Source organism: Actinomycetospora straminea (assembly GCF_028737255.1).
Lineage (GTDB): Bacteria > Actinomycetota > Actinomycetes > Mycobacteriales > Pseudonocardiaceae > Actinomycetospora > Actinomycetospora straminea.
Map to the genome: position 1 here is coordinate 187,612 of NZ_JAQZAN010000002.1, position 17,098 is coordinate 204,709.

Annotated in this window: 18 protein-coding genes; 13 read left to right on the forward strand and 5 right to left on the reverse strand. The window is 72.9% G+C overall.

Translation table 11 applies throughout. From position 1 onward, the window contains the following. Positions 1-21: 21 nt before the first annotated feature. Both PH190_RS04120 and PH190_RS04125 read right to left on the reverse strand, forming a co-directional pair. Positions 22-2,787 carry an FtsK/SpoIIIE family DNA translocase gene (locus PH190_RS04120; protein WP_274230226.1) on the reverse strand — a complete coding sequence of 922 codons (2,766 nt, stop codon included), beginning with the start codon at positions 2,785-2,787 and terminating at the stop codon, positions 22-24. Between the two features lie 62 nt (positions 2,788-2,849). Next, positions 2,850-3,626, reverse strand: coding sequence for a hypothetical protein (locus tag PH190_RS04125; RefSeq protein ID WP_274230227.1), 777 nt, complete (start codon positions 3,624-3,626; stop codon positions 2,850-2,852). Positions 3,627-4,207: 581 nt separating this feature from the next. Between PH190_RS04125 and PH190_RS04130 the strand changes: the two genes are divergently transcribed. From PH190_RS04130 to PH190_RS04185, 12 genes are all read left to right on the forward strand, one after another. Then, on the forward strand, positions 4,208-4,666 hold the full coding sequence (locus PH190_RS04130; RefSeq protein WP_274230228.1) for an MSMEG_3727 family PQQ-associated protein: 459 nt from the start codon (positions 4,208-4,210) through the stop codon (positions 4,664-4,666). Between the two features lie 42 nt (positions 4,667-4,708). Further along, complete coding sequence (locus tag PH190_RS04135) at positions 4,709-6,400, forward strand: PQQ-dependent dehydrogenase, methanol/ethanol family (protein ID WP_274230229.1); 1,692 nt, start codon at positions 4,709-4,711, stop codon at positions 6,398-6,400. A 42-nt stretch (positions 6,401-6,442) separates the two neighbouring features. Continuing rightward, entirely contained in the window at positions 6,443-6,532 is a 90-nt protein-coding gene (pqqA, locus tag PH190_RS04140; protein ID WP_116706250.1) for a pyrroloquinoline quinone precursor peptide PqqA, read from the forward strand. 93 nt (positions 6,533-6,625) lie between these two features. Then, on the forward strand, positions 6,626-6,841 hold the full coding sequence (gene rd, locus PH190_RS04145) for a rubredoxin (RefSeq protein ID WP_274198781.1): 216 nt from the start codon (positions 6,626-6,628) through the stop codon (positions 6,839-6,841). A gap of 13 nt (positions 6,842-6,854) precedes the next feature. Beyond that, positions 6,855-7,619, forward strand: coding sequence for a ribonucleotide-diphosphate reductase subunit beta (locus PH190_RS04150; RefSeq protein WP_274230230.1), 765 nt, complete (start codon positions 6,855-6,857; stop codon positions 7,617-7,619). Between the two features lie 72 nt (positions 7,620-7,691). After that, complete coding sequence (pqqA, locus tag PH190_RS04155) at positions 7,692-7,784, forward strand: pyrroloquinoline quinone precursor peptide PqqA (protein WP_274198783.1); 93 nt, start codon at positions 7,692-7,694, stop codon at positions 7,782-7,784. A 93-nt stretch (positions 7,785-7,877) separates the two neighbouring features. After that, the gene (pqqB, locus tag PH190_RS04160; RefSeq protein ID WP_274230231.1) at positions 7,878-8,774 is read left to right on the forward strand and encodes a pyrroloquinoline quinone biosynthesis protein PqqB; all 897 of its coding nucleotides are present in this window, start codon (positions 7,878-7,880) and stop codon (positions 8,772-8,774) included. Positions 8,775-8,779: 5 nt separating this feature from the next. Further along, a complete protein-coding gene (gene pqqC / locus PH190_RS04165; protein WP_274230232.1) occupies positions 8,780-9,532 on the forward strand; it encodes a pyrroloquinoline-quinone synthase PqqC in 753 nt (250 codons plus the stop codon). Then, a complete protein-coding gene (pqqD, locus tag PH190_RS04170) occupies positions 9,529-9,810 on the forward strand; it encodes a pyrroloquinoline quinone biosynthesis peptide chaperone PqqD (protein ID WP_274230233.1) in 282 nt (93 codons plus the stop codon). The genes pqqC and pqqD overlap by 4 nt, the downstream gene beginning before the upstream one ends. Next, on the forward strand, positions 9,803-10,945 hold the full coding sequence (gene pqqE / locus PH190_RS04175; RefSeq protein ID WP_274230234.1) for a pyrroloquinoline quinone biosynthesis protein PqqE: 1,143 nt from the start codon (positions 9,803-9,805) through the stop codon (positions 10,943-10,945). The genes pqqD and pqqE overlap by 8 nt, the downstream gene beginning before the upstream one ends. Before the next feature lie 211 nt (positions 10,946-11,156). After that, positions 11,157-11,744 (forward strand): TMEM165/GDT1 family protein, encoded by a 588-nt coding sequence (locus PH190_RS04180; RefSeq protein ID WP_274230235.1) that lies wholly within the window; start codon positions 11,157-11,159, stop codon positions 11,742-11,744. Positions 11,745-11,754: 10 nt separating this feature from the next. Continuing rightward, positions 11,755-12,825: a sodium/calcium exchanger protein gene (locus tag PH190_RS04185; RefSeq protein WP_274230236.1), complete on the forward strand. Its 1,071-nt coding sequence runs from the start codon at positions 11,755-11,757 to the stop codon at positions 12,823-12,825. Between the two features lie 61 nt (positions 12,826-12,886). On the opposite strand, the gene fdhA is transcribed toward PH190_RS04185, so the two are convergent. Beyond that, complete coding sequence (fdhA, locus tag PH190_RS04190; protein ID WP_274230237.1) at positions 12,887-14,101, reverse strand: formaldehyde dehydrogenase, glutathione-independent; 1,215 nt, start codon at positions 14,099-14,101, stop codon at positions 12,887-12,889. Between the two features lie 138 nt (positions 14,102-14,239). Continuing rightward, positions 14,240-14,842, reverse strand: a complete 603-nt coding sequence (locus PH190_RS04195) for a hypothetical protein (RefSeq protein ID WP_274230238.1) — start codon at positions 14,840-14,842, stop codon at positions 14,240-14,242. A 38-nt stretch (positions 14,843-14,880) separates the two neighbouring features. On the opposite strand from PH190_RS04195, the gene PH190_RS04200 reads away from it, so the two are divergent. After that, positions 14,881-15,267 carry an NUDIX hydrolase gene (locus PH190_RS04200; RefSeq protein ID WP_274230239.1) on the forward strand — a complete coding sequence of 129 codons (387 nt, stop codon included), beginning with the start codon at positions 14,881-14,883 and terminating at the stop codon, positions 15,265-15,267. On the opposite strand, the gene PH190_RS04205 is transcribed toward PH190_RS04200, so the two are convergent. Beyond that, positions 15,264-17,078 (reverse strand): ribonuclease J, encoded by a 1,815-nt coding sequence (locus PH190_RS04205; protein ID WP_274230240.1) that lies wholly within the window; start codon positions 17,076-17,078, stop codon positions 15,264-15,266. The two genes, PH190_RS04200 and PH190_RS04205, sit on opposite strands and share 4 nt — an antisense overlap. Between the last annotated feature and the right edge of the window lie 20 nt (positions 17,079-17,098).

A 17,098-nucleotide genomic window follows, 5' to 3' on the forward strand; every position in this document is an offset into this window, starting at 1 on the left:
GAAGGTCAGGGCAGGAGCCCCCTACCGGTCCCCGTCCTCCATGGGCGGCGGGATGTCCGAGTCCGGGTCGGCCGCGGGCGCCGGGGCCGGCTCGCCGCGCAGGGAGGCGAGGAGGTCGGGCAGCTCGTCGGGCTTGAACAGCACGTCCCGGGCCTTCGACCCCTCGGACGGGCCGACCACGCCGCGCGTCTCGAGCAGGTCCATGAGCCGTCCCGCCTTGGCGAACCCGACCCGCAGCTTGCGCTGCAGCATCGACGTCGACCCGAACTGGCTGGTGACGATGAGCTCGGCCGCCGCGACGACCAGCTCGAGGTCGTCGCCGATGTCGGGGTCGATCTCCTTCTTCTCGCCCGCGGCCTCGGTGGTGACGCCCTCGGTGTAGTCGGGGTCGGCCTGCTCCTTGCAGTGGTCGACCACCGCGGCGATCTCGTCGTCCCCGATGAACGCGCCCTGCAGGCGGTTCGTCTTCCCCGCCCCCATGGGCAGGAAGAGCGCGTCGCCCATGCCGATGAGCTTCTCGGCGCCGGGCTGGTCGAGGATGACCCGCGAGTCCGTCAGCGACGACGTCGCGAACGCCAGCCGTGACGGCACGTTCGTCTTGATCAGGCCGGTGACGACGTCGACGGACGGCCGCTGCGTCGCGAGCACGAGGTGGATGCCGGCCGCGCGGGCCTTCTGCGTGATCCGGACGATCGCGTCCTCCACGTCGCGGGGCGCGGTCATCATGAGGTCGGCGAGCTCGTCGACGATGGCGAGGATGTACGGGTAGGGCCGGTAGACGCGCTCGCTGCCCAGCGGTGCCTGGATCTCCCCGGAGCGCACCTTGCGGTTGAAGTCGTCGATGTGCCGCACGCGGTTGGCCTGCATGTCCGCGTAACGCTGCTCCATTTCCTCGACCAGCCACTGCAGCGCGGTGGCCGCCTTCTTCGGCGAGGTGATGATCGGCGTGATGAGGTGCGGGATGCCCTCGTAGGGCGTCAGCTCGACCATCTTCGGGTCGATGAGGATCATCCGGACCTCGTCCGGCGTGGCCCGCGTCAGCAGCGAGACCAGCATCGAGTTGACGAAGCTCGACTTGCCGGAGCCCGTGGAGCCCGCGACCAGCAGGTGCGGCATCTTCGCGAGGTTGGCCGTCACCATCCGGCCCTCGATGTCCTTGCCGAGGCCGATGACCATCGGGTGGGTCTCGGCCCGCGCCGTCGACGAGTTCAGGACGTCGGCGAGCCGGACCATCTCGCGGTCGGTGTTGGGCACCTCGATGCCCACCGCCGACTTGCCCGGGATCGGCGCGAGCAGCAGCACCCGGTCGGTCGCCGCCGCGTAGGCCAGGTTGCGGTGCAGCGCGGTGATCTTCTCGACCTTCACCCCGTGACCGAGCTCGACCTCGTAGCGGGTGACCGTGGGGCCCCGGGTGAAGCCGGTGACCTCGGCGTCCACCTTGAACTGCTCGAGCACGCCGGTGATCGCGTCGATCATCGCGTCGTTCGCGGCGCTGCGGGCCTTGGGCGGCTCGCCGGCGGTGAGGAGGTCGGTCGGCGGGAGGTGGTAGTCGCTGTCGGGGTCCGCGCGGTGGGAGCTGAACGACGTCGCGGCCTGCGGATCGACCTCGGTCTCGGCCGGCGCCGTCGTGTCGGGCACGGCGGACGAGGCGGCCGCCGAGACCGCCGAGGCCGCGACGGCCCCGGTCGCCGCCGCCGGCGCGGCCCCGGATCCCGCACGCTTCGACGAGCGCCCGCGTCCGCCCGCCGCCGGTCCCGCCTCGGCCGTCGGCAGGCCCTCGGGCGGCGTGGTCAGGTCGGGCACGGACGACGCCCGGTCGCGGTGCCGGGCCGGGTGGGCGGCCGCGTCACCGGAGCCGTCGGCACCCTCGCCGCCCTCGGCCCCGTCGACCCCCTCGCCCGATCCCTCGCCGCGCCGCCCGCGACGCCGGATGCGTGTGGTGGGCGCGGTGCCGTCGTCCTCGACGGGTTCGCCGTCGACGTCGACGTCCTCGGGGCCGCCCCACTCGTCGTCGGGGTACTCGCCGGTGACGAGCGCGCGCAGGCGCTCCCCGACCTCGCGCACCGGCGTGCCGGTGAGCACGAGCAGGCCGTAGAACCCGACCAGCACGAGCACGACGCCGGCGAGCCACACCGTCACCCCGCGGGCGAGCGGATCGGCGACCACCGCACCGATCACCCCGCCCCCCGAGCGGCGGCCGTCGAGGTCGGCGGGCGCCCCCGCCACGAGGTGCCAGACGGCGAGGACCGCGATGCCCAGCAGCAGGGCGCCGACGACGGTGCGCGGGCGGGTCTCGGGGACCGGGTCGGTGCGCAGCAGCACCACCGCGACGAAGAGCAGCACCAGGGGCAGCACGAGCGCGGCGGCGCCGATGACCGTCCGCAGCCCGATGTCCAGGCCGGCACCCACGGGGCCACCCGCCCGCCACCACACGCCGGCGGCGGTCAGGACCGCGAGCACGACGAGCGCCAGCGCCACCCCGTCGCGGCGGTGCGCGGCGTCGACGTCCCGGGCGCGCCCGAGCGTGCGGACCAGCGACCCGAGTCCGCGCGCGGTCAGCACCCACCCGCCGCGCAACGCGCGCACGATCGGCCCGGGTCCCGAGCGGCGGGCGGGCGCGCGGCCCTTGCCGGCCGGGCGCTTCGTCCCGCCCCGTGCCGGGCGCTTCTGCTGCGGCGAGCGCGTGGTGGCGTCCGGACCGTCACCGCGGCGGCGCGGCGTCCGCCCACCCGTGATCGGGCGGCTGCGGGTCGCGCGCTTCTCTGGTGTGTCGGTCCGCCCGGCCATGGCGCCACGGTAGCCCGCGGGCACCACGAGCCCCGGTAGCCACACGCGTCCCGGAGGGTGAGCTAGCGATCTCCCCGCGCGGCGCCACCGCGCCGCGACGAGACCTCCTCCCGCCACACGGCGGTCTTCGTGCAGTACTCCGGCGCGACGACCACGGCCCGCTCCTCGAGCAGCTGCTCGAACCCCGCGGCGGTGGCCGGGACGTCGCGCGGGCAGCAGCGGGTGGACAGCTCCACCAGCTCGCGGCCGCTGGGGAAGCGGAAGTGCTCCAGGTCGACCCGCGGCAGGCCCAGGGCCGCCGCCGTGACCTTGACGCGCCGGACCACCAGCGGCCCGTGCACCTCGAGCTCGCTGAGCCGGGCGTCGTCGACCGCCTCGGCCCCGCCCCCGCAGGCCCACGCGCACTGGGTCGCCGAGAGCAGGTCACGGGCCTTCGCCGACCCGGCGATGACGGCAGCGGCCAGGGCGGCGTCGATGTCGCGGCGCACCTCGATGTCCTGCCACACGCCCTCGGGCACCACGTCGTACTCGACGCGCGCGCCCTTCGGCACCGCCCGCTCGCGATCCGAGCCCCGGCGGCGTGCCGACACCGCGAGGTCGAAGCGCCCCCGGGCGCGCCGGCGCAGGCGGATCTCCACGCCGGCGCGGAGCAGGTCCAGCGCGGCGGTGTCGAGCAGGTAGGTCTGCCGGACGCTCCAGGTGGGCCCGTGGCGTCCGGTGAGGGCCTCGGCGGCGGCCCCGGCCGGTGGCACGAGCAGCGTCTTGAGCTCGACGCTGTCCGCGTGAGCTCCGTGTGTGGCGAGCCACGCGAGCGCCTCGGCCGATCCGAACCTGCCCACCCGGTCGACCTCCCCTCGGATGTCACCACCTCCCGCCGGCGTCGACACCCGTCGGCGACCCTAACCGCGGCGGAGTGATGCAGCCCACCGCCGCGGGCCGAACCTGACCGTACGGACAGGGTCGACCCCCTCCCGCTCCCGGACCGCCCCGCGCCCGACACGATCGGACGAGTGAGCCACTCAGCGTAGTCCGCCCAGCACAAACGCGGGATGGCACACAGCCGAGCACGATCCGCACCCGAAAGACCCCGGACGACCCTTGCCGACGTCGGGTCGGCTCCCTACTGTCGCCTGTGGCTCAGCACACACCGCTCGGCAGCCGGGACCAACCGGCCGCCGCCGAAAGCCGTGTGTCCTGCCGCCCAGTGGTCGACATCGTCGGCCGGACGGTCGACTGACCGGCGGCAGCCAGGGCTCCTCCCACGCGCTTCCCCGCCGGCCGGCGCCGTCCCGTGCCCGCCGGTGCGCCACGCCCGAGCGACGCCCCGCGCCATCGGCACGGGGGTCGGCCCGGCGGAGACGGGCTCCGAGGTGGCACCGCCGCCACGGGCAGGAAGGACATCCATGAGGAGGTACGTCGGATGACGTCCACAGATCGATCGGACGAGCTGCACGCCGCCGGCCTGGACGGGCAGAACAGGACCGCGCTGGGCCGGCTCCTCGGCACCGGCAACGTCGGGCACGCCGAGGTCGGCGACGACGGGATCATGCGCGCCACGGTGCGCATCCCGGAGGACGAGCTGATCTTCGAGCCCTCGATCGTGGTCTTCCCGCAGGGCGGCGAGGTCGAGCTCACGCTCATCAACGACGACAAGAACACCCACTGCGCGGTGCTGCCCCACAACGGTGACCCCAAGATCATCTGGCTGGTCAACCACTCCAAGGGCACCGCCCGCCTCTCGCTGGGCGGCCCCGGCACCTACTACTACGGCTCCACGACCGGCAACGACGAGGGCCGCGGGCTCACGGCGGCGCTCGTGTTCGGCGGCGAGGTCCCCGACGACGCGAAGCAGGACCGTCCCCCGCAGCCGCGTCCGTAGCCCCCAGGTGCGTAGAGACCGGAGAGACTCGAGAGGAAACCGATGACCGACTACGTGGACGCCGGCGAGGCCGTCCCGCACCGCACGCTGTCCGCCACCAAGGGCCAGGCCCCGGCGACCAGCGACGTCAACTACGAGCGCATCCAGCAGGCCCGCAACGAGCCGGAGAACTGGCTCACCTACTACGGCGCCTACGACGCGCAGCGCTACAGCACGCTCGACCAGATCAACAAGGACAACGTCAAGCGCCTGACCCCGGCGTGGGTCTTCCAGGCCGGCATGAACGGCCTCCACTCCGGCGCGTCGACGTACTCGTTCGAGGCCTGCCCGCTGGTCGTCGAGGGCGTCATGTACGTGACCGGCCCCGACGGCAAGATCTGGGCGATCGACGCCGCCACCGGCGAGGAGCTGTGGCGCTACAAGCACGCCTCGCCGTACGACGTGTCGCTGTGCTGCGGCAACGTCAACCGCGGCTGCGCCGTGGGCCACGGCAAGGTGTACATGTACACCCTCAACGCCCACCTCATCTGCCTGGACGCGCAGACCGGCGAGCTGGTGTGGGACGTCGTCAACGGCGACGTGCGGGCCGGCGAGAGCGGCTCGGTCGCGCCGCTGATCGTCAAGGACATGGTCATCGTCGGCAGCGCCGGCGGCGAGTTCGGCCTCCGCGGCCACATGGACGCCTTCGACGCCCAGACCGGCGAGCGCCGCTGGCGCACCTACACGATCCCGAAGCCGGGCGAGCCCGGTTCGGAGACGTGGGGCGACGAGGCCGGCGAGGCGTGGCAGCGCGGCGGCGCGAACTGCTGGGTCACCCCGTCCTACGACCCCGAGCTCGAGCTGCTGTTCCAGGGCACCGGCAACCCGGCGCCCGACTTCGACGGCGACGTGCGCCCGGGCGACAACCTCTACACCGACTCGACCATCGCGGTCGACGTGAACACCGGCCAGATCCGCTGGCACTACCAGTTCACGCCCCACGACCTGTGGGACTACGACTCGACGATGGAGAACCTTCTCTTCGACGCGCCCGACGGCCGCAAGCTGCTCGCGCACGCCGACAAGAACGGCTACTTCTTCGTCCTCGACCGCACCAACGGCGAGCTGGTGCGCGTCTTCCCCTTCGTCGACCGCATCACCTGGGGCGAGATCACGCCGGACGGCAAGGTCACGCCGAAGGTGTACCCGGACGAGGAGGGTGTGCCCGTCCACTTCTGGCCCGGCCCGGCCGGCGGCAAGGAGTGGACGCACATGTCGTACAACCCGAACACCGGGTTGATCTACGTGCCCGTCCAGGAGGTCGGGGCGACGGCGACCCGCCGCCGCCGCGAGTTCCGCGAGAGCATCCCCTACTGGGGCGCCGGCGTGGCCGTCGACCTCGACGACTTCTACGGCTACGTCGCCGCGATCGACCCGCTCACGGGCGAGGAGAAGTGGCGCTGGAACAACGAGTACCCGATGTGCGCCTCGACGCTGAGCACGGCCGGCGGCCTGGTCTTCCAGGGCACGCCGACGGGCGAGCTCGTGGCGCTGGACGCGGACACCGGCGAGAAGCTGTACTCCTTCCAGTGCGGCAGCGGCCACCACTCGAGCCCGTCGACCTACTCGGTCAACGGGCGCCAGTACGTGGCCGTGCCGACCGGCTGGGGCGGCTGGGTCGAGGGCTTCCTGCCCGGCCTGCTCGGCGCCTCCGCCGGCGACGCGCTGTTCGTGTTCGCGCTGCCCGAGAGCTGACCACCGCTCCCCCCGTGGAGCACTGATCGAGAGGAGATCGGTATGGAGATGCACGTCTGGGAGACCCCGCAGTTCGAGGAGATCGGCGTCGCGCCCGAGGTGACGATGTACGTCGCCCAGATGGACGACTAGCGGACGGAACCACGAAGGGGCGCCGGAAGCGATTCCGGCGCCCCTTCGCGGTGTCCGGTGTCCGTCCGCGATCGGGGATCCGCAGGAGGTGTCATGACGGTCGAGCAGACCGAGGCGAGGCCCGAGGCCAAGCGCTGGCTCTGCGAAATGTGCGGGTTCATCTATGATCCGGAGGAGGGTGATCCCGACAGCGGCATCCCGCCCGGGACGCCTTTCGAGGACATCCCGGACGACTGGATGTGTCCGATCTGCGGCGCCGAGAAGTCGGACTTCCGTGAGTTGGCCCCGGGCGAGTTCCCGGAGATGTGAGGTAGCAGCAAGAATGATCACCGGGTACGGCCACTTCGCGCAGCTCGCCGAATCGCTCCAGTGGGACGAGACCACCATCGACCTCACGGCCGACATCGAGGCCTGGGGCAAGCTCGAGCAGGAGGAGTACGACCAGGTCCTCGGGCTGCTCGCCGGCTTCTGCGTCGGCGAGACCTCCGTCGCCACCCACCTGACGTCGTTCCAGGCCGCGGCCAGCACCGATGACCGCATGGTCGAGGTCCTCCAGGCCCAGGCCCGGGACGAGGCGCGCCACGCCCGCTTCTTCGACCGGGTCGTGCGCGAGGTCGCGGGCGTGCCCGGGAACAACATGGCCGAGCGCATCGACGTCCTGCGCGACCGCATCAGCCCGGACCTCCTCGAGCTCTTCGAGGAGAAGCTGCCGGCCATCGCGGCCTCGGTCGCCGACGACCACTCGCAGCTCACGGCGGCCGTCGGGCTCTACCACATGATCCTCGAGGGCGTGGTGCTCACGGCCGGCCAGCACGCCCTGCTGCAGACGCTCAAGGGCCTGTCGGTCCAGATGCCGGGCACGCACAAGGGAATGGAGCTCGTGCTCCGCGACGAGCGCTGGCACATCGGTTTCGGCTCCCGCGTCATCCAGAGCGCGGACGTCGTCGACGACCAGATGGAGGAACTGCTCACCCAGGGTGTCAAGGCGGCATCCGCGTGGGGCGACCTGATCTCGCAGGACGACATCGCCCAGGTCGAGCACCTCCACCAGCGGCGCCTGAAGTCGGTCGGCATCAAGTTCTGGTGATCTCGCGCGCCGAGGGACTCGGCGCGCGCGGGTAGGTTGATCGCTATCGACGAGAGGAGGTGGCACGCCATCATGGAGTCGCTCTCCATCTGGGAGACCCCCGAGTTCGAAGAACTCGGCGTCGCCCCCGAGGTGACGATGTACGTCGCCCAGCTCGACGACTGACGACCTACCGACAGGGGCGCCGGAGATCGCTTTTCCGGCGCCCCTGTCGCCGTCGGGTGGCGACGTGTGACATCGACAGGAGGGACGACAGCGATGTGGCTGCGGGTGCTCGGCGCCGGTGCGGGCGGCGGCTTCCCCCAGTGGAACTGCGGGTGCCCGGGCTGCCGCGCGGTCCGCGAGGGCTCGCGTCCCGCCTCGCCGCGGACGCAGTCGTCGATCGCCGTGAGCGCCGACCGCACCACGTGGTTCCTCGTCAACGCCTCCCCCGACCTGCGGGCCCAGATCGAGGCCGCCCCGGAGCTGCGCCCGCGGGACAAGCGGGACAGCCCGATCGCCGCCGTGCTGCTCACCGACGCCGAGCTCGACCACACGATGGGTCTGCTGCTGCTGCGCGAGGGGCCCGGCGTCGCGGTCCACGCCACCGACGCGTCGTTCGCGACGCTCACCGACGGCACGGGCTTCGTCCCGACGCTGGAGCGGTACACGCAGGTCACCCGGCACGTGGTGGTGCCGGGCGAGACCGTCGCGCTGGCCGAGGGCCTGAGCTACACCGCGTTCGACGTGCCGACGGTGAAGAAGGCGCGCTTCGGCGGCGGGACGGACATCGAGGGCCGCGTCGTCGGCTACCGCTTCACCGACACCACCTCCGGCCGGACCGCCGTGTACCTGCCCGGCGTCCAGGAGGTCACGCCCGCGGTGCACGACGAGCTGGCGGCCGCGGACGTCGTGCTCGTCGACGGCACCACGTGGACCGACGACGAGATGATCCGGCTGGGCCTCGCGTCGAAGACCGCCCGCGACATGGGCCACCTGGCCGTCGACGGCCCGGACGGGAGCCTCGCGGTCCTGTCGGGCCTGCGGGCCGAGCGCAAGATCTACGTGCACATCAACAATTCCAACCCGATGCTGCTCGAGGACTCCGCGGAGTACGCGACGGTCACCGCCCGTGGGGCCGAGGTCGCGACCGACGGGCTCGAGGTGGAGGTCTGAGGCGGATGACGGCGACACACGCGACCACCGGCACCGCGACACCCACCAGGCCCGGGACGGCGGTCGGCCCCGACGCGCTCGTCGAGCGGCTGCGCTCCCAGGCCACGCGCTACCACAGCGAGCACGACTTCCACGTGCGCATGAACGCCGGCGAGCTCTCGCCCGACCAGATCCGCGGCTGGGTCGCCAACCGGTTCTGCTACCAGGAGGCGATCCCGCGCAAGGACGCCGCGGTGCTGGGCAACTGCCCCGACCGCGAGGTCCGCAAGCGCTGGATCCGACGGATCACCGACCACGACGGCACCGACACCACCGAGGGCGGCATCGAGGCCTGGCTGCGTCTCGGGGAGGCGTGCGGGGTCCCCCGCGCGGAGATGGAGGACGGCCGGCACATCGTCCCGGGCGTGCGGTTCGCGGTGGAGGCCTACGTGACCTTCGCGCGCACCCGGCCGTGGGTCGAGGCCGTCGCCTCCTCGCTCACCGAGCTGTTCGCCCCGGGCCTCATGGCCGAGCGGCTCGCGGCGTTCGAGAAGCACTACACGTGGATCGACAAGGACGGCCTCGACTACTTCCGCAACCGGCTCCACCAGGCGCCGCGCGACTCCGAGCACGCGCTGGAGATCGTCAAGGAGCGCTGCCGGACCGCGGAGCAGCAGGACGCCGCCGTCGCCGCGCTCGCGTTCAAGAACGACGTGCTGTGGAGCATGATGGACGCGATCGACAAGGCCTACCCGGCGGAGAAGGCGTCCCCGTCGTGACCAGCACCGTGCCGCGCACCGGGCGGCCGCGGCTCGCCCGGTTCGTCAAGATGCGCTACGACAAGGCCCGCGAGCGCCAGGTGCTGCTCGGGCCGGAGACGGTCGTGGTGCTCAACCCGACCGGCGCCGACATCCTCGGTCTCTGCGACGGCGCGCACAGCGTCGGCGACATCGTGGACGAGCTCGGCCGCCGGTACGACCGCGTCGTCGACGACGAGGTGACCTCGTTCCTCGAGCGCCTCGCGTCCCGGCGCTGGGTGGAGATCCCCGATGACTGAGACGCCCGACGGCCCCCTCGGCCTGCTCGCCGAGCTGACCCACGCCTGCCCGCTCTCGTGCGCCTACTGCTCCAACCCGCTGGAGCTGACGAAGCGCTCCGCGGAGCTGACCACCGACGACTGGCGCCGCGTGCTCGACGAGGCCGCCGACCTCGGGGTCCTGCAGAGCCACTTCTCCGGCGGCGAGCCGTTGCTGCGCCGGGACATCGTCGACCTCGTCGCCCACGCGAGCGGGCTCGGCCTCTACACCAACCTCGTGACCAGCGCGATCGGGCTGTCCCGGCCACGGGCGGAGGCACTGCGCGACGCCGGCCTCGACCACGTCCAGGTCAGCATCCAGGCCGACGAGCCCGTGCTGTCCGACCAGCTCGCCGGCATCTCCTCGTTCGACAAGAAGATGGAGGCCGCGCGGCTGGTCAAGGAGCTCGGCTGGCCGCTGACCCTCAACGTCGTGCTGCACCGGCAGAACATCGACCGCATCGGCGCCATCCTCGAGCGGGTCGAGGAGCTCCAGGCCGACCGCGTCGAGCTCGCCAACACCCAGTACTACGGCTGGGCGCTGCGCAACCGCGAGGCCCTGCTGCCGAGCCGCGAACAGCTCGAGCGCGCCGAGCAGGTCACGCGCGAGGCCCGGGAGCGCCTGCGCGGGCGCACCGACGTCATCTACGTCATCCCCGACTACTACAGCCGCTACCCCAAGCCCTGCATGGGCGGCTGGGGCTCGCGCCAGCTCGTCGTCGGCCCCGAGGGCAACGCCTGGCCGTGCCTGTCGGCCCACGAGCTGCCGCTGCCGCGGGCGAACGTGACCGAGCACGACCTCGGCTGGATCTGGCGGTCCTCCCCGCTGTTCACCGCGTTCCGCGGCACCGACTGGATGCCCGACCCGTGCCGCAGCTGCGAGCGCCGCGAGGTCGACCTCGGCGGCTGCCGCTGCCAGGCCTTCCAGCTCACCGGCGACATGACCCGCACCGACCCGGTCTGCGTGCTCTCGCCGGACCGCGGGATCATCGACGCCGCCGTCGAGGCCGCGAACAGCGACGAGGGGCCGGCTGTGCCGTCCCACGAGCCGGCCCGCGAACCTGTCCTCGTGCCGGTCCCCGCGCTCGTGTCCCGGCCCCACCGGGCGGACGAGTGACGGGTCGGTCGTACGGGGCTCTCCCGGGTTGACCCGGAGAGAGGAGACCCGCGATGTCGGGTGGCGGCGGGAAGATCGAGCTCGAGTTCGAGCTCGTGTGGCCGAACGACCGCGGCGAGCCGTCGTCGGACCGGCCGCGCACCTCCGTCGCCGCGCCCACACCCCTGCGGTGACGCTTGCGGCCGGGAGCCGCGTGCAGTAACCATGCCCCGTGTCCGTGGTCGCGATCACCTTCGTCGTCATCGCCCTGGCGGAGGTGGCGGACACCAGCGGTCTCGTGACGCTCGTCCTCGCGACCCGCTTCCCCGCGCGCTGGGTGCTCATCGGCGTCTTCGCCGGGATGCTCGTGCACGTCGGCATCGCCGTCGCCGCCGGGAGCCTTGTCGGCCTGCTGCCCGAACGTCCCCTCGAGGCGATCCTCGCCGTCATGTTCCTCATCGGTGCGGCCCTCACCCTCCGCGAGGGGCTGGAGGACGAGGACGATGACGATGACGACGACGAGGAGCGGGAGGCGCCGCGGACGCGCTGGGCGGTGGTCGCGACGGCGTTCGGCATCACCGCGCTCTCCGAGCTCGCGGACCCGTCGCAGATCCTGACCGCGACGCTGACCGCGCAGTACGGCGACCCGCTGCTCGTCGGCATCGGGTCGCTGCTGGGCCTCTGGGCCGTCTCCGCCCTCGCCATCTACGGGGGCAGCCGGCTCCGGCAGATCGTGCCGGTGAAGTGGGTGGCGATCGTGGCGGCCGCGATCATGGTGGTCCTCGCGATCATCAGCGCGGTCGCGGCCATCCGCGGCTGAGCACCCCGTCGTGATCCCGGTCCTCACGTTCGTCCTGGGCGTCGCGGTCCTCGTGTACTGCGCCGAGAAGCTGATCGGCCAGCTGGTCGGGGTCGCGAGCCGGTGGGCGATCTCGCTCTTCCTCGTCGCCCTGGTGTTCACCGGCGTCGAGGTCGACGACCTCGCCCTCGGGCTCGCGCTGGGCCTCGAGGACCTCCACGAGGTCGCCCTCGGCACCGTCATCGGCACCACGATCGCGATGCCCGGGCTGGTGCTCGCCGTCGCCGCGGCCGTGGCCCCGACGTCGGTGGCGGTGCCCCGCGACTACCTGGCCCTCTACGCCGGGGCCCCCGTGGTCATGTACGCCCTCGCGCTCACGGGGCGCCTGACGGCCCTCACCGGCGTCGTGCTCCTCGTGCTGTTCGCCGCCTTCGTCGCGTGGATCGGCCTGCGCGAGTACGCCGCGCGGCGCCCGGTGTGGCGCGACGCGGCGCTCTACGAGCAGATCGACCGCGTGACCCTCGGCGGCGGGATCGCGTCCCGGCGCGGCCGCCCGGAGCCCGCGGGCCCGGCCGGCGCTCCCCCGCCCGGCGTCCGCGTCGACGCGGGCTTCCTGCGCGCCCGGCGCCGCTCGCCGGCGACCGCCGTGGCGCTCGCCGTCCTCGCGCTCGCCGGGCTCGTCGTGGGCGCCGCCGTGGCCGGGGCCGGCACCGAGGGGATCCTCGAGGAGTTCGCGCTCCCGGGCACGGTCTTCGGCGTCACGGTGGCCACGCTCGCCCTGTCCCTCGAGGACCTCCTGCTCACCGTCGAGCCCGCGCGACGCGGCGCGCCGGAGATCGGCGTCGCCAACGTCGTCGGCAGTGTCGTGTTCTCGGTGACCGGCAAGCTCGGGATCCTGCTGCTGGCCGGCGGGACGATGGTCGTCACCGACGAGGTCGTGCGCTGGCACCTGCCGGTGCTCGTGCTCCTGACCGCGACGTCCGCGGTGTTCCTCGCGTCCGGGCGGCTGCGCCGCCGCCATGGGGTCGTGCTGCTCGCCGCGTACGTCGCCTACGTCGTCGTCAGCCTGGTGTCCTTCGGCGGGGTCCCGGTCGGGGACTGAGTCGTGCCCCCGACCGGGCCGCCGTCGATCAGGCCGTGGTCAGGCCGTGGTCAGGCCGTGGTCAGGCCGCGATCGACCCGTGCGGGTCGATGACGAACTTCTTCGCCACGCCCGAGTCGAACTGGGCGTAGCCCTGCGGGGCGTCGTCGAGCGAGATGACGGTGGCGTTGACCGCCTTCCCGATCTGCACCCGGTCGCGCAGGATCGCGTTCATCAGCTGGCGGTGGTAGCGCATCACCGGGCACTGGCCGGTGGTGAACGAGTGCGACTTCGCCCAGCCCAGGCCGATGCGGATGGACAGGCTGCCCTCCTTGGCGGCGTCGTCGGACGCGCCGGGGTCGCCGGTGACGTAGAGGCCCGGGATGCCGAGCTTCCCGGCCGCCCGGGTGACCTCCATGATCGAGTTGAGGACCGTCGCGGGCTGCTCGTGGTCGGAGTCCTTGCCGTGCCCGCGGGCCTCGAAGCCGACCGCGTCGACCGCGGCGTCCACCACCGGCTCGCCCACGATCTGCTCGATCTTGTCGGGCAGCGACCCCTCCTGCGACAGGTCGATGGTCTCGGCGCCGATGACGTCGCGGGCGTGGCGGAGGCGCTCCTCGTTCATGTCCCCGACGATCACCGCGGCCGCGCCCAGCAGCTGCGCCGACGCCGCGGCGGCGAGGCCCACCGGGCCGGCGCCGGCGACGTAGACCGTCGAGCCGGTGGTGACGCCGGCGCTCACGCAGCCGTGGTACCCGGTCGGGAAGATGTCCGACAGCATCGTCAGGTCGAGGATCTTCTCCATCGCCTGGTCGCGGTCGGGGAACTTCAGCAGGTTCCAGTCGGCGTACGGGACCATGACGTACTCGGCCTGGCCACCCTGCCAGCCGCCCATGTCGACGTAGCCGTACGCCGAGCCCGGGCGGTCCGGGTTGACGTTGAGGCAGACCCCGGTGTGCCCCTCCTTGCACATCCGGCAGCGCCCGCAGGCGATGTTGAAGGGCGCCGAGACGAGGTCGCCCTGCTGGATGAACTCGACGTCGCGGCCGACCTCGACGACCTCGCCGGTGATCTCGTGGCCCAGGATGAGCCCGGCCGGCGCGGTGGTCCGTCCGCGGACCATGTGCTGGTCGGACCCGCAGATGTTGGTGGCGACGAGCTTGAGGATGACGCCGTGCGGGCACTGCCGCCCGACATTGGCCGGGTTCACCCCCGGTCCGTCCCTGAGCTCCAGACTCGGGTACTCGATGTCCTGGATCTCGACCTTCATCGGTTCGATGTACGCGACGGCCTTCATCCCCCGATTCTCGGCCCGTCGGTGACCGGCGTCACTCGGGCGGACGTCGGAGGCGATCCCCCTCGGCGGCCCCGTCGTCACTGGGTCGGACGCGGAGTCCGGTCGTGCCCGGACGAGGTGCGCGTCGTCCGTCGCTCCTCACGGCACCCCGGCGACCAGGAGCACCGCCGTCGTCACCCCCGCCCCCACGACCACCCCTGCGACGACCTGCGCGGCCGTGTGCGCGCGGAGCACCAGGCGCGCCCAGCCCACCACCGGCACGGCGAGCCACGACACCGCCCACCACCCGCCGCCGAGCAGCGTGAGCACCGCGGCCGCGGCGGCGACGACGGCCGTGTGGAAGCTGACCTTCCAGACCAGCGTGATGGCCGTGGCGACGACGACCGTCACCAGCACCGCGACCTGCAGCGCCGCGATCGCCCGGGGCGCGCCCGCCACGAACAGCACCACCACGCCCGTCGCCACCGAGAGCGCCGCCAGCCCCAGCGGGACCGCGCGCTGCTCGCGCTCGCGCAGGTGGTGGTCGGTGTAGCGCCCGGACCGCACGCCGCGGTCGACGACGACCGCCGGGATCGCGACGGTGAACACCATGCCGACCAGCGACCAGGCGATCCCCACGACGCCGGCGGCCAGCGCCCCGACCACGGGGTAGAGGACGGCGAGCAGGAGCGTCGGGGACGTCGCCGTCGTGACGGCCGCGGCGACGCGGCGGGCGGGCGTCGTCACCTCGGCGGCCGTCACGCGCCGTAGCCTAGGTGCCGGGACCGAGGGGAGGACGCGTGAGTCGGCAGGTGCACCTCGTGCTGGCCGTGGTGACGGCGCCCCCGGGCCGCCTCCTGCTCGTCCACCGGCCCGGGGAGGTCCCGCCGGCGGTGCTGCCCGGCGGGCGCCCCCAGGACAAGGAGTCGCCCGGAGCGACCGCGGCCCGCGGCTGCCTCGAGGAGACCGGCGTGGAGGTCCGCGCCGGGCGCCAGCTCGGGCGCTTCAACCACGACGGCATCGTCACCATCTACGTCGCCGCGAGCCCGGTGCACCCCGTCGACCCCGAGGGGATCCCGGAGAGCGTCCGCGCCGCCTGGTACCTCCACGACCAGGTCGACATGGTGCTCCCCGACCTGTGGGCGCCCGTGCGCGCCCACCTGGACAAGACGATCCGGCGACGCTAGACGGGCAGCACCGTCGGGACGATCATCGGCCGGCGCCGGTAGGTCTCGCCCACCCAGCGCCCGACGACGCGGCGCACCGCCTGGGCGATGCGGTGGGTGTCGGTGATGCCCTCGGCCTCGGTGCGCGAGAGCTCCATCTCGACCAGCGAGACGACGTCCTCGAGCGCCTTGGGATCGTCGGAGAACCCGCGTCCGGAGATGCGCGGCGGGGCGACCGCCCGCCCGGTCGCGGCCTCGACGGCGACGGTGATCGCGATGAAGCCGCCCTCGCCGAGCACCAGCCGGTCCGACAGCGTCGACTCGCCGACGTCGCCGACCTGGTTGCCGTCGACGTAGACGTGGCCGACCTCGACCCGCCCGCTGATCGCCGCGCGCCCGTCGACGAGGTCGACGACGACGCCGTCCTCGGCGATGACGACGTTCTCGACGCCGGTGCGGCGCGCGATCTCGGCGTTGGCGCGCAGGTGGCGCCACTCGCCGTGGACCGGCATGACGTTGCGCGGGCGCAGGGCGTTGTAGAGGAACAGCAGCTCGCCGGCCGACGCGTGCCCGGACACGTGGACGCGGGCGACGCCGGAGTGCACGACCTCGGCCCCGAGGCGGGTCAGGCCGTTGATGACGGCGAACACCGCGGTCTCGTTGCCGGGGATGAGGCTCGAGAGCAGGACGACCGTGTCGCCGGGCATGATCGTGATCTGGCGGTGGTCGCCGCGCGCCATCCGGCCGAGCGCCGAGAGCGGCTCGCCCTGCGAGCCCGTCGAGACCAGCACGACGTCCTTCTCGGGCATCGCCAGCGCGACGTCGAGGTCGACGAGCAGCCCCTCGGGCACGCGCAGCAGGCCGAGGTCGCTGGCGATGCCCATGTTGCGGACCATCGAGCGCCCGGTGAAGCAGACCTTCCGTCCGTGCTGGGTGGCGGAGTCGAGGATCTGCTGGACGCGGTGCACGTGGCTCGCGAAGCAGGCGACGATGAGTCGGCTCGGTGCCTTCCGGAACACGTCGTCGATCACCGGGGCGATGTCGCGCTCCGGGGTGACGAAGCCGGGGACCTCGGCGTTGGTCGAGTCGACGAGCAGCAGGTCGACGCCCTCGTCGCCGAGGCGGGAGAAGCCGGCGAGGTCGGTGAGCCGCCCGTCGAGGGGCAGCTGGTCGAGCTTGATGTCGCCGGTGTGCAGCACCGTGCCGCCCGGCGTGCGGACGGCGACGGCCAGCGCGTCGGGGATCGAGTGGTTGACCGCGAAGAACTCGCAGTCGAACGTCCCGTGGTGGTTGCGCTCGCCCTCGCGGACCTCGAGCAGGTGCGGGGTGAGCTGGTGCTCCCGGCACTTGGCCGCGACCAGCGCGAGCGTGAAGCGCGACCCGACGACGAGCAGGTCGGGGCGCTGGCGCAGCAGGAACGGCACGGCGCCGATGTGGTCCTCGTGCCCGTGGGTGAGCACCAGCGCGTCGACGTCGTCGAGGCGGTCCTCCACGGCCCGGAAGTCGGGCAGGATCAGGTCGACGCCGGGCGAGTCCTCGGACGGGAAGAGCACGCCGCAGTCGACGATCAGCAGGCGGCCGTCGTACTCGAGCACGGTCATGTTGCGCCCGATCTCGCCGATGCCCCCGAGGGCGACGACGCGCAGAGCGCCGTCCGGGGTCGGCGGCGGGGCGCCCTCGGAGCCCGGGACCGACTGGGTCGGCACGCCGGATCCCCGCGCGCAGTCGTGGCTCGCGGGGTCGTGCTGCTGGTTCTGCCGGCCCTGCTGGGCCTGCTGGTTCTGCTGGCCCTGCTGGTTCGGCTCGGGCCGGCGGGCGGTGGAACGGCTCATCGGGCGCTCCCCGGGAGGGG

Excerpts from the sequence above, each read along its gene's own strand:
- PH190_RS04135 (WP_274230229.1), top strand. The coding sequence starts at position 4,709 with ATGACCGACTACGTGGACGCCGGCGAGGCCGTCCCGCACCGCACGCTG.
- pqqB (WP_274230231.1), top strand. The coding sequence starts at position 7,878 with ATGTGGCTGCGGGTGCTCGGCGCCGGTGCGGGCGGCGGCTTCCCCCAG.
- PH190_RS04205 (WP_274230240.1), bottom strand. The coding sequence starts at position 17,078 with ATGAGCCGTTCCACCGCCCGCCGGCCCGAGCCGAACCAGCAGGGCCAG.
- rd (WP_274198781.1), top strand. The coding sequence starts at position 6,626 with ATGACGGTCGAGCAGACCGAGGCGAGGCCCGAGGCCAAGCGCTGGCTC.
- pqqC (WP_274230232.1), top strand. The coding sequence starts at position 8,780 with ATGACGGCGACACACGCGACCACCGGCACCGCGACACCCACCAGGCCC.
- PH190_RS04130 (WP_274230228.1), top strand. The coding sequence starts at position 4,208 with ATGACGTCCACAGATCGATCGGACGAGCTGCACGCCGCCGGCCTGGAC.
- PH190_RS04120 (WP_274230226.1), bottom strand. The coding sequence starts at position 2,787 with ATGGCCGGGCGGACCGACACACCAGAGAAGCGCGCGACCCGCAGCCGC.
- pqqA (WP_274198783.1), top strand. The coding sequence starts at position 7,692 with ATGGAGTCGCTCTCCATCTGGGAGACCCCCGAGTTCGAAGAACTCGGC.
- pqqA (WP_116706250.1), top strand. The coding sequence starts at position 6,443 with ATGGAGATGCACGTCTGGGAGACCCCGCAGTTCGAGGAGATCGGCGTC.
- pqqE (WP_274230234.1), top strand. The coding sequence starts at position 9,803 with ATGACTGAGACGCCCGACGGCCCCCTCGGCCTGCTCGCCGAGCTGACC.
- fdhA (WP_274230237.1), bottom strand. The coding sequence starts at position 14,101 with ATGAAGGCCGTCGCGTACATCGAACCGATGAAGGTCGAGATCCAGGAC.
- PH190_RS04150 (WP_274230230.1), top strand. The coding sequence starts at position 6,855 with ATGATCACCGGGTACGGCCACTTCGCGCAGCTCGCCGAATCGCTCCAG.